Source organism: Coleofasciculus sp. LEGE 07092, from assembly GCF_015207375.1.
In the GTDB taxonomy this organism is placed as follows: domain Bacteria; phylum Cyanobacteriota; class Cyanobacteriia; order Cyanobacteriales; family Coleofasciculaceae; genus LEGE-07092.
In genome coordinates this window covers 1-12,094 of record NZ_JADEWY010000167.1, presented here as the reverse complement: position 1 = coordinate 12,094, position 12,094 = coordinate 1, and the positions used below count along the sequence as shown (strand labels likewise).

The window sequence follows — 12,094 nt, the reverse complement described above, 5'->3', positions numbered from 1 at the left end:
CCCCTGCCCCCTCCCCAAGAACTTCTAGAACCGTCGAATCCGACAACACCTGAGACTCCTGAGGGCAACATTCAAAACACCATTACAGTCGAAGGATTTGAGTTCACCGGCAATACCGTTTTTTCTGACGAAGAGCTAGCCGCAGTCACTGAACCCTTTACCAATCGTCCGATTACCTTCGCCGAACTGTTAAACGCCAGAACCGCTGTTACTCAGTTGTATACCGAGAACGGTTACGTCACCTCCGGTGCCTTCATTCCACCTCAAACCCTAACCGATGGCACTATCTCTATTGAAATCATTGAAGGAGGATTAGAAGAAATTCAGGTGAATGGCAGCCGTCGCCTCAAACCTGGATATGTGCGCTCTCGCCTCGCCATTGCCACCCAAAAACCCCTGAACGTGCCACGTTTACTAGAAGCCTTGCGCCTATTGCAACTTGACCCACTCATTGAAAATGTCTCTGCCGAACTCTCAACGGGTTCGGGTCCCGGCACCAGTTTGCTCATTGTGGAAGTTGCCGAAGCCAACCCCTGGAGTTCCCAAATTTTTGCCAATAACGGTCGTTCCCCCAGCGTTGGTAGTTTTCGTCGCGGGGTATCCCTGACTCATGCTAATGTCCTGGGTTGGGGAGATGGTCTAACCCTTGGCTATACCAATACGGCAGGAAGCAATGAAGTAGATGCCACCTATATTGTCCCCATCAATCCCCGCAACGGCACCTTCGGCTTTAGCTATAGCCATACCTCTAATGAAATTATCGAAGAACCGTTTAACTTTCTAGATATCCAATCCTCTTCTAATAGTTTTGACCTCACCCTGCGTCAACCGCTCATGCAGACACCCACCCAGGAATTTGCGCTGGGTTTAACCGGGTCTTGGCGCAGTACTAAAACCGTTTTCCTGGAAAATCTAATTGGAGAGTCAATCGGCTTTCCGTCACCGGGAGCAGATGTAGACGGACGCACCCGCGTCTCAGCCCTGCGGTTTTTCCAAGAATGGACAAAACGGGGTGCCAGTGAAGTGATTGCCCTGCGATCGCAGTTTAACTTGGGACTGGATGTATTAGATGCCACGGTGAATGACGATGCCCCCGATAGCCGTTTTTTATCCTGGCGCGGACAAGCTCAGTGGGTGAGACTGCTAGCACCAGAAACCTTACTCTTAGTCCGAGGCGATATCCAACTTGCGGATCAAGAGCTATTACCAATTGAGCAGTTTGGTTTGGGCGGTTTTGGCAGCGTTCGGGGTTATCGACAGGATGTGCGGTTGAGCGACAACGGCGCGTTTGGGTCGGTAGAGGTGCGGCTACCCATTGCACGAATTCCCCAGTGGCAAGGGGTTTTACAACTCACGCCCTTTGTAGATTTTGGGACAACCTGGAATAGTGGAGATAGCGAAGACCCGGACACGAATAGCCTCGCTTCTATCGGATTGGGATTGCAGTGGCAGCAGGGAGATTACCTCACGGCTCGACTCGATTGGGGCATTCCGTTAATTTCTGTCGATTCAACGGACGGCTCGTTGCAAGAGGACGGCATTTATTTTTCGATTACTATTAATCCCTTTAAGTTTTAAGTTTTAATTTTGAAGTTATGACAGTAAGCCCTTTTATTGTTTCTGCTGAGTACCTGAACGAACATCTGGATGACCCGCAAGTTGTGATCGCTGATTGTCGTTTTGCCCTAGCCAACCCAGACTTAGGCTATCAACAGTATCAAAAAAGCCATATCCGGGGGGCACACTACCTGGATTTGAATAAAGACTTATCATCACCTGTAGAGCATCATGGGGGGCGTCACCCCTTACCCGAACCCAAACAGCTTGCCAACAAATTCGCGGCGATTGGTGTGAATTTTCAAAAAACCCTAGTCGTGGCTTATGATGATTCTCGCTTTGCCTTTGCTGCCCGTCTCTGGTGGTTGCTACGGTACTTGGGACATGAGCGGGTAGCGTTGCTGGATGGGGGTTGGGGGGCGTGGCAATCCCAAGGCTATCCGGTGACGGACGCCTGGTTCACGCCTCAGCCGGGACATTTTGTGCCGCAGGTGCGCGACGGGTGGGTTGTGGATGTTGAAGACGTAAAAGCTCGCAAAGACTTGCCGACTGTGGCGTTAGTTGACTCGCGGGATAGCGATCGCTATTCGGGTAAGCGAGAACCCATCGACCCAGTTGCTGGTCATATTCCCGGTGCTCTCAATTATCCGTGGCAGGAAGTTAGCGAACCTCAGAGTTACCTGCATTCGGTAGATGTTCACAAAACACGGTGGCAGGAGCTGGAACACAAAGAGGATATCATTGTTTATTGTGGTTCGGGTGTCACTGCTTGCGTCAATCTCTTCTCCCTAGAATTGGCTGGAATTCGTTCTGGCAAGCTTTATGCGGGTAGCTGGAGTGACTGGTGTTCTTACTTGCAATAGAACCCCTGTTTTGTAGGCTGGAACCCGATGGGGCAAAACTTTAAGTTTGAATGTAGAGTTGATAAAGTACACCCCTACCTAAATTGACTCTTGTTATGCTCAAACTGACTGCTGTTCCAGCTCAGGGAATTTTCTAGGGTAGTGCCTCTCTTTCTCGCCCTGACTCTACGTTGCCCAAGTTCTTGACTTTGGCGAGCGATTAACAAAGGGAAGATGAGAAAATGAGTAAACTAGGAGAACGTCTGGCTACAGCGGTTACTCCTGAAAACTTCCTATGCGCTAATTATTAGATAAAAGTTGCTAAAATAAGAAGTTAACCTAAATTCTCTAGACACTATTAGGTCTTAGTTTATATGCCTTGCTCAATGAATCGTATTTCTATTTTTGTTGACGGGAATAATATGTTCTATGCGCAACAAAAGAATGGCTGGTTTTTTGACCCCAAGCGGGTTTTAGAGTATTTTAAAAGTGAACCCCATATTGTTCTAGTTAATGCATTTTGGTATACGGGTTTAAAAGATCCTCAGGATCAACGGGGCTTTCGAGATGCCTTAATCAGTCTGGGTTACACAGTCCGGACAAAAATTCTTAAAGAATATTACGACGATAACTCCGGTCGCTATTCCCAAAAAGCAAATTTAGATATAGAAATTGTGGTAGATATGTTTAATACGGTCGAGCAGTACGACCGGGTTATTCTTTTTAGTGGGGATGGTGATTTTGAGCGGGCAATCGAATTACTTCGTTCAAAAAACACGCACATTACCGTCGTTTCAACCGAAGGAATGATTGCTAGGGAATTAAGAAATGCAACCGATCGTTATATTGATTTAAATGAGGTACGCGATCATATTGAGAAAATGGATTCTTAAGGATTAATCGAAAAAAACGCTACTATTCTAAACCATTGAGGACAGCCAATTTTTGAAGGGAAGTCAATTAAACTATGAACCAGCAATCGCAATCCGACCGAATTATTATTTTTGATACCACTCTCCGTGATGGGGAACAATGTCCCGGTGCAACCCTAAATGTTGATGAAAAACTGACCATTGCGCGGCAATTAGCACGTCTAGGGGTTGATGTCATTGAGGCAGGTTTCCCCTTTGCCAGCCCCGGTGACTTTGAAGCCGTCCAAAAAATAGCCCAGGCAGTCGGTGTGGAGTCAGGTCCAAGGATTTGCGGTTTGGCACGGGCAACTCGTCAGGATATCCAAGCGGCAGCAGACGCCCTAAAACCGGCGGCTAAGGCGCGAATTCATACGTTTATTGCCACATCCGATATTCATTTAGAGTACAAACTCAAGAAGACGAGACAGGAGGTTTTAGCGATCGCACCAGAAATGGTCGCCTATGCGAAATCCTTTGTCGAGGATGTGGAATTTTCCCCGGAAGATGCGGGACGTTCTGACCCGGAATTTCTTTATGAAGTCTTAGAACGGGCGATCGCCGCAGGTGCGACGACGGTTAACATTCCCGATACCGTAGGATACACTACCCCCAGCGAGTTTGGGGCACTCATTCGCGGCATTAAGGAAAATGTCCCCAATATCGACCAAGCGATTATTTCTGTTCACGGTCATAACGACCTCGGTTTAGCCGTTGCCAACTTCCTGGAAGCCGTGAAAAATGGGGCACGACAGCTAGAATGCACGATTAACGGCATTGGCGAACGGGCAGGAAATGCGGCGCTCGAAGAACTCGTGATGGCATTGCACGTCCGGCGTCAGTTTTTTAATCCCTATTTTGGACGTCCCCCAGAGTCTGAGGCATCCCTGACAACTATTGACACGCGCCAGCTTTACAAAACTTCTCGCTTGGTTTCTAACCTAACGGGAATGTTGGTGCAACCCAATAAGGCAATTGTGGGTGCCAATGCTTTTGCCCACGAGTCTGGCATTCATCAGGATGGCGTTCTTAAGAACAAGCTGACCTATGAAATCATGGATGCCCAGTCGATTGGTTTAACCGATAACCAAATCGTCATAGGCAAGCATTCTGGTCGCAATGCCTTCCGAACCCGGTTGAAAGAATTGGGGTTTGATCTCTCGGAAACGGAGTTAAATAAGGCATTTATCCGCTTTAAGGATGTGGCGGATAAGAAGAAAGAAGTGTCTGATTGGGATTTAGAAGCCCTTGTCCATGATGAAATTCGCCAAGTACCGGAGCTGTTCCACTTGGAGTTAGTGCAGGTATCTTGTGGTGATAAGGCACGTCCTACCGCAACTGTAACTATGCGCACTCCTGAGGGTCAGGAACTCATGGATGCTGCCATTGGTACGGGTCCCGTGGATGCGGTTTATAAGGCAATTAATCGGGTGGTAAATGTCCCCAACGAACTGATTGAGTTTTCTGTTCAGTCAGTGACAGCAGGGATTGATGCGATCGGTGAAGTGACGATTCGCCTGCGGTATGATAGTCGGGTCTTTTCTGGTCATGCGGCTAACACCGATATTATTGTCGCTTCGGCTCAGGCTTATGTGAATGCCCTGAATCGACTCTATGGGTGGTTGCAACGTGAGAACTTGCAATCCCGTAATCAAGCTGAAAGTACTGAAAGCTCGGTTGATGCTTCTCTGGTATAAAAAAGACCTATCCGCAAATGCGAAAAGCTTGCTATAAAATGGTTTCAGAGATTACGGAGCCAGTGCGATCGCCAGCGCTCAATCGACGTAACAATCAGGCTTTGAGGAGGAAACTTGAGCTAAACGAGACATAAGCATACTCCTTGTTTGGGGTGGGTTCTGGTTTACGTCCACCCCCAGGAGCAATTATCCGAACAACAGGTTTTTTCAATTTCTGCTTGTTTTTCTAAATGCCGTTTTTCGGCTAAAACACTCAACAGCTAAAGTGCTCCCATACACAAACTAATCTTTCTCTTTGTTAAGTCTCTGGTAACTCTTGTATCATCCTTAGTACAATCTTGCTTTTGGTAGGACTAGATGGGTTATGGTAAAGGCAGTAATGAAATTCTTAAGCAATTCTTAAGCGGAGTCGTGTTCTGCAAGGATCGCGACACAGCGATTGAAAACCAGCTCGGCAATTTCCCTGCCTAGCCAGGACTTTTACCTAAGTAAGGAGATGGTATGACTCCCACAATGCTGCGTCAGTTATGGTCTTTAATTGAAACGACTCAGACCAATTTGCTTCTGCGACTTGATGATGCTAGTTTGGTGCAATGGATACTGAAGCAATTGAATCAAGAGCGATCGCTCAATCCAGAAGAAGTACATATTTTGAATGACTACCTGACCAATCGCTTATCTCTGATCCGAGATCTAGCTGAACAGCGTTAGGGTACAATCAACTCAGGCTCCTACGCTTCAGATGTGCCTAGCTAGGAGCTGAGGCTGACTTTATTGACTAAAAACTGCTAAAACTCAGGTAAGTTGACCTCAACTTACTGCATTCAACCATTTGTTGAGGCGGGTAAAAATTGATTGGGTTAATTGGCTAATTTGTTGCTTACGATACCATTTTTGGAAAGCTTGTTCGTACTCGTCTCCGTGCAACTGATACGTGTTCCAAGTTGTTAACCCCAAGCCCAAACCCCAGAACAATAAAATATACAAAGCCCAGGAAAGCTGACCCGCACTGATTAGGTTAATAGTGATTAAAAAACTGTTAACAATGATATATTTACCAACCCGTTGATGTAATTTGCGGCGGCGGTAGATATCAAACTCCTGGCGGTTTCGGCGTTCTTCTTTCTGGAGGAACCATTCTTGTTCTGCCTTGTGGAGGTTATCGAGGGAAATTCCCAATTCGGCAGCAATTTCTACGAGATGATCGCGGGACAATTCCCCACCGTCTGCTTGACGAGCGATCGCGATATTGAGAATTTGCTGGATATCTTCTTGGGGATAAAAACGGGTGATTGTATTTTCAGTAACAGACATGATCCAGGTATGATAACGGTAACTGTATAGGAGTACTTCTACACTTTAGACCTATCACGCTGATTGAGGCAGGCGATAACCGCTCTTACTTTATTATCGGCGACGATCGGGGGGACAGGGTATACTTCTAGATACCTAGAACCGAACTGTAAGGGACGGATTTTACGACAGTCGGTAGATAAAACTTTCTTTTACATTTCGTTACGATAGATGCAGACGCAAGAGATGAAACTAAAGAACGTCTTTAAATTTAATAGATTTTTGAGGTAGTCCGTATGAACGGGAGTATTCGTGTTGGTAATTTACTGGGGATTCCATTTTATGTGCATCCCTCCTGGTTTTTAATTCTGGGTCTGGTAACGTTCGATTTCGGGGGTTCCCTCTCACGTTTCCCCGAGTTGGGCGGTGCCTTACCCTGGCTACTAGGATTTGTCGGTGCACTATTGTTATTTGCCTCCGTCTTGGCTCATGAATTAGGTCACAGCTTCGTGGCGATTCGGCAGGGAATAGAGGTTAAGTCAATTACGCTCTTTCTATTTGGGGGTTTAGCGAGCTTAGAAAAGGAGTCACAAACTCCGGCTGAGGCATTTTGGGTCGCCATTGCTGGTCCTGCCGTTAGTCTGATGTTATTTGCTCTGTTCACCGGGATCAGTCTCAGTACCGGCATCGCTGGTGCTATAGCCGCAATCGTCAGCCTGCTAGCTTACATTAACTTAGTTCTGGCGTTGTTTAACCTAATTCCTGGTTTACCCCTTGATGGTGGCAATATTCTCAAGTCATTGGTATGGAAGATTACGGGTAATCCTTATAAAGGCGTTGTTTTTGCCAGTCGTGTTGGTCAGGCGATGGGATGGCTGGGCATTGCCCTTGGATTACTCGGCATTTTGGGAGTCAGCACCTTCGGTAGTATCTGGACACTTTTGATTGGTTTATTCCTACTACAAAATGCTGGTCGGTCGGCTCAGTCGGCAACCATTCAAGAAAAGCTGACGGGTTTAAAAGCTGAAGATGCAGTCATTCCCGATAGTCCGATTGTATCGGCTGACTTATCTCTCAGAGAGTTTGCCAACAATTACATTATCGGTAAAGGGCAGTGGCACAAATTCTTAGTCACCGATGAAGATGAACAACTGCTGGGGGCAATCACGGTAGATAACCTAAAAACTATCCCCACCTCTGATTGGTCTACAACCCCTGTTAAAGCACTGACAAAACCTGTGGATGTTTCCACCATCATCAAATCAGATCAATCCTTGTTGGAAGTGATTACGCTTTTAGAACAAGGTAAATTGACTCAACTCCCCGTGGTTCGTGACAACGGTGTGGTTGTAGGAATTTTGGAAAAGGCTTCGATTGTCAGCTTGCTGGAGAAAAAAGCCCAAGTTAATCCAGCTTAAGTTGTTCAAATCAGAAAATTCTCACACGAAAGGAGGGCAGGTAGACTGAAAGTGCAAGCTTAACAGCCCTGCCTTCCATCATGTCTAGCTTAGAAGAACTATTTATCAAAACTGACAAGCTCCTACCCCGAAAGCGCTTCCCTAACGGAACATACTGCTCACCGAAGTATCTTCATGAATCCGCCAGATGGTTTCTCCCAGCAAGTTGGCGACTGAAAGTACCGTTAGCTGCTTAAAGCGACTGTCTTCAGGAACCGGAATAGTATTGGTGACAATCACTTCTTCAAATACCCCACTGGAAAGACGTTCTATCGCTGGCGGTGAAAAAACAGCATGAGTAGCACAGGCGTACACTTGACGCGCACCCTCTTCACGCAGAATTTTCGCGCCTGCGGCGATAGTGCCACCAGTGTCAATCATGTCATCGACTAGGACGGCTGTTTTGTCTTTGACATCCCCAATCACATTCATCACTTCCGCTACATTGTGCGCTTGTCGCCGCTTGTCGATAATGGCTAAGGGTGCATCATCTAACTTTTTAGCAAAGGCTCTAGCTCTAGCAACACCACCAACATCGGGTGAAACCACTACAATATCAGACAGTTGTTTGCTTGCCAGGTAATCTAGAATTACTGGTGAACCGTAGACGTGATCGAAGGGAATATCAAAATAGCCTTGGATTTGAGCAGAGTGCAAATCCATTGCCAAAACCCGGTTAGCCCCAGCTTCTGTAATCAGGTTAGCTACCAACTTGGCTGTAATTGACTCGCGTCCAGCCGTTTTGCGGTCTGCCCTTGCATATCCGTAGTAGGGGATTACCGTAGTAATTTGTCGTGCTGATGCCCGACGACAGGCATCAACCATAATCAGCAATTCCATCAAATGATCGTTGACAGGTTGACAAGTTGGCTGAATTAGGTAAACATCACAACCGCGAATAGATTCTTGAATTTGAATATATAACTCTCCATCCGCAAATCGCTTGCGAACCATCGGTCCTAAGTCCATGCCCAGATAACGCGCCACTTCCTTAGCCAGTGGAACATTAGCAGAACCTGAAAACAGTCGGAGACGATTGTTATCCGCAATCAGCGGCAGTGCACGCTGAAGCGCTAAAGTAGCAGAACGGCTCACAGCAGACCCTCGAAGCTCATTTCACCGCAATATTAGCATTACTAGTTGTAAACATTTATCATATTTTTTTGAAGATTGTTTGCTAGTGCAACACCAGCAAGCATTAGGATTGCCCATAACTCTGTAGGGATGGGTAACATAAAACCGTGCATTTATTAATGCTATGAAAGAAAAGGAAGTAGGTAAGAAAACTCAATGTACCTCACGACCCTAGGAAACGCTATATAATATTTTGCTGATATGAACTGCTAAATCCGCAAGAAGATCGTGAAATTGGCGACTTGGTTTGATTCACGGTACTCTGACATTATAGTGAACGGAGCATGGTGCCTGCTGACTGTTGTGTCATAAAACTGGGTGCTAGACATCGTTTCTCCTTGCCCTTAAAAACTGATTGACTCTTCCCATGGAACCACCGATTGCCTCTGGAACTATTCTGCAAAATCGCTACCACTTGATCAGGGTTCTCGGTCAAGGTGGATTTGGTCGGACTTACTTGGCGGAAGACGTCAACCGCTTCAACGAACTGTGTGCCTTGAAGGAACTAATTCCACCCCAGACTGAAGCGAGCGGACTGAGCAAAGCCAGGGAATTGTTTCAGAGAGAGGCAACAACGCTCTATCAAATCCAGCACCCCCAGGTTCCTAAGTTTCGAGAGACGTTTGAGCAAGATGGACGGCTGTTTTTGGTGCAAGACTACGTGGAAGGGAAAACCTATCACGAACTGCTAAACGATCGCATTGCTCAACTTAACCCTCCTGCTGTTCAACCGCCGGCATCAGAGTCGAGTCCTCCTCCACCCACTCGCCTGTCTTCTCTCGGTCAATCTGTCTTCTCAGAAGCTGAAGCTAAACAACTATTGCTGCAATTGCTCCCCGTTTTAGAGCACGTTCACAGCAAAGGCATTATTCACCGCGACATTACCCCCGATAATATCATTCAGCGCAGCAGTGATAATATACCCGTGCTGATAGACTTCGGCGTGGTTAAAGAACTGGCAACCCGTTTTCAAAACCCCGGTGTAGCAACCCCAGCCACCACCGTTGGTAAACTGGGCTATGCACCCAGCGAACAAATTCAAACCGGCAGGTCTTATCCCAGCAGCGACTTGTATTCCCTCGCCGTAACCGCAGTTGTGCTGCTGACTGGCAAAGAACCCCAAGACCTTTTAGATAACACTCAGCTAACCTGGAACTGGCGTCGCTGGGCAAATGTCAGCGAGAATTTTGCCCAAATTTTGAACCGGATGCTAAGTTACAGACCGGGGGAACGCTACCAATCTGCATCAGACGTGATCCAAGCATTGCAATCTCCCCATGCAGCGCCTCCAAGCCCCGATCCATCTCGCATGGCTACGGTAGCCGTGGGACGCCGCCCAGAACCGGAAGCGGCTGCCACCGGAAGACCAGAAGAAACGGGTCCTGCAATTCCTGAACCTGGTGACGAATCAATCTGGGAACGCCCTGGGGCTGTCATTTTAATTGGTGTGGGACTAGCATTGCTAACTGGGTTTACCTCCTGGGCAATTGTCAGTAGCTTGAGAAATCGAGCAGACGACCCGGAAACAATTGCTACGGTGACAGAAAGCCCAACACCAACACCAACCATTACAGAAACATCCCCAACCCCATTAGAAACTGAGTCGCCAACGCCGATTGAAACTGAGTCACCGACACCCACACCGACGCCGGAGCGCGCCACGATCAACCGACGATTGGATGTGTCGCCCGGGAAAGAGGTTGAAGTGTCCAGGGCGATAAAACCCAATGCTATCCATAACTACACTTTTAAGGGTCAACAGGGTCAGCAGCTTCAGTCATTTATCCCCACCGAAGGGGTTTACATGACTGTCCTCGGACCCGATGGCGACCCCCTCAGCCAAGGAACACGGGTGCAACGATGGCAAGGAACGCTGCCCTTGACCGGGGTGTATACGCTGCAACTGAGTCTAATCCAAAGTCTGCAAGAGACGGATTACACCCTAGAAGCAAGCTTGACTAATCCAGCCACACCAACACCCCAACCCACAGAAACGCCTACTGCTTCCCCCTCTCCGTCTCCGTCTCCGTCTCCGTCTCCTTCTTATGACACCGAAGCACTGAGATTTCCTGAGGGTGAGGAAGCGATACAATTTAGTGGTCAAACCCGACCCCAGCGGATTAAGCGCTATGTGGTTGATGTTGAGTCAGAACAGCAGCTTGCTGTAGAAGTGGCACAAGGAAATGTTACGTTAAACATTCGCTATCCCAACGGTCAAGTTATCGAAGATGCCTCCGGAGTCAAGTTTTGGCAGGCTCAAGTTCGTCGTAATGGCAAATACACGATCGATGTGCTTGCTCAACAACCTGTTAACTTTACCTTAAGTGTGAGTCGGACAAATCCCTAGGATTAGGGTATTTAAGGCAGCTCCCCAACTTCTTTAAGAAATCGGGGAGCTGAACCGCTTGCATCTCACAAAACCGATTACCTGGCTTAAATGCACAACAGCTTACTAATTACTGGCACCAATACAGAAACGGGTAAAACAGTTTTGACCTGTGCCCTTGCTGCTTATTGGCAAATGTACCGCCCTCAAGAGCGTTTGGGGATTTTGAAACCGATTCAAACCGGAATTGGCGATCGCGAATTGTACCAACAGCTATTTGATCTCGAGCAAACTGCCGCAGAAATCACGCCGCTACAATTTGAAACACCTGTAGCACCCCCAGTCGCCGCAGAACATGAAGGACGTCAGGTAGAACTTGCCCCCGTCTGGCAGGCATTAGATACCCTGCGGAGTCAGCGGGATTTTGTTTTAGTAGAAGGGTTAGGGGGACTAGGTTCACCCGTGACTTGGGAATTGACACTGGCAGATTTAGCCAGGGATTGGCGGTTGCCCTGCCTGTTGGTTGTACCCGTACAATTGGGAGCGATCGCGCAAACCGTTGCGAATGTTGCCCTCGCTAACCAATCTCGCGTCCAACTCAAAGGCATCGTTCTCAACTGTACCCAGCCCTGCTCACCCGAAGATATTGCCAATTGGACGCCGATTGATTTAATCCAATCCCTTACAACTATTCCAATTTTAGGTATCATACCGCATTTGGCTGACCCAACTGACTGCGAAAAACTTGCTAAAGTTGCATCAGATTTAGATTTAGAACGGTTAATAGTTTAGGAGACAAGGGGGACAAGGGGGACAAGGAGGCAAGAAAATTTTTGAGGTTTTACTCAGCACCCCAGCACCCCATCCTTTCTCTTATACA

Annotated in this window: 10 protein-coding genes; 8 read left to right on the top strand and 2 right to left on the bottom strand. The window is 47.4% G+C overall.

The annotated features are described in order from the left end of the window. The 5 genes from IQ257_RS26535 to IQ257_RS26515 form a co-directional block, all read left to right on the top strand. Positions 1-1,578, top strand: a 1,578-nt coding sequence (locus tag IQ257_RS26535; protein ID WP_193933346.1) for a ShlB/FhaC/HecB family hemolysin secretion/activation protein, incomplete at its 5' end; no start/stop codon positions are given. A gap of 17 nt (positions 1,579-1,595) precedes the next feature. Then, positions 1,596-2,420 (top strand): sulfurtransferase, encoded by an 825-nt coding sequence (locus IQ257_RS26530; RefSeq protein ID WP_193880034.1) that lies wholly within the window; start codon positions 1,596-1,598, stop codon positions 2,418-2,420. A 353-nt stretch (positions 2,421-2,773) separates the two neighbouring features. Then, positions 2,774-3,292: an NYN domain-containing protein gene (locus IQ257_RS26525; protein WP_193880031.1), complete on the top strand. Its 519-nt coding sequence runs from the start codon at positions 2,774-2,776 to the stop codon at positions 3,290-3,292. A 74-nt stretch (positions 3,293-3,366) separates the two neighbouring features. Then, positions 3,367-5,004 carry a 2-isopropylmalate synthase gene (locus IQ257_RS26520; protein WP_193880029.1) on the top strand — a complete coding sequence of 546 codons (1,638 nt, stop codon included), beginning with the start codon at positions 3,367-3,369 and terminating at the stop codon, positions 5,002-5,004. A gap of 501 nt (positions 5,005-5,505) precedes the next feature. Further along, complete coding sequence (locus tag IQ257_RS26515; RefSeq protein WP_193880026.1) at positions 5,506-5,715, top strand: hypothetical protein; 210 nt, start codon at positions 5,506-5,508, stop codon at positions 5,713-5,715. A gap of 99 nt (positions 5,716-5,814) precedes the next feature. Here IQ257_RS26515 and IQ257_RS26510 read toward each other — a convergent pair whose 3' ends face one another. After that, positions 5,815-6,318, bottom strand: a complete 504-nt coding sequence (locus IQ257_RS26510) for a 2TM domain-containing protein (RefSeq protein ID WP_193880024.1) — start codon at positions 6,316-6,318, stop codon at positions 5,815-5,817. Between the two features lie 275 nt (positions 6,319-6,593). Between IQ257_RS26510 and IQ257_RS26505 the strand changes: the two genes are divergently transcribed. Further along, positions 6,594-7,715 carry a site-2 protease family protein gene (locus tag IQ257_RS26505; RefSeq protein WP_193880021.1) on the top strand — a complete coding sequence of 374 codons (1,122 nt, stop codon included), beginning with the start codon at positions 6,594-6,596 and terminating at the stop codon, positions 7,713-7,715. A 141-nt stretch (positions 7,716-7,856) separates the two neighbouring features. Here IQ257_RS26505 and IQ257_RS26500 read toward each other — a convergent pair whose 3' ends face one another. Further along, on the bottom strand, positions 7,857-8,849 hold the full coding sequence (locus tag IQ257_RS26500) for a ribose-phosphate pyrophosphokinase (RefSeq protein ID WP_193880019.1): 993 nt from the start codon (positions 8,847-8,849) through the stop codon (positions 7,857-7,859). Positions 8,850-9,255: 406 nt separating this feature from the next. Here IQ257_RS26500 and IQ257_RS26495 point away from each other — a divergent pair, with 406 nt between their 5' ends. Both IQ257_RS26495 and bioD read left to right on the top strand, forming a co-directional pair. After that, entirely contained in the window at positions 9,256-11,235 is a 1,980-nt protein-coding gene (locus tag IQ257_RS26495) for a serine/threonine-protein kinase (RefSeq protein ID WP_193880016.1), read from the top strand. Between the two features lie 90 nt (positions 11,236-11,325). Continuing rightward, positions 11,326-12,006: a dethiobiotin synthase gene (bioD, locus tag IQ257_RS26490; protein ID WP_193880014.1), complete on the top strand. Its 681-nt coding sequence runs from the start codon at positions 11,326-11,328 to the stop codon at positions 12,004-12,006. The last annotated feature ends 88 nt before the right edge of the window (positions 12,007-12,094 follow it).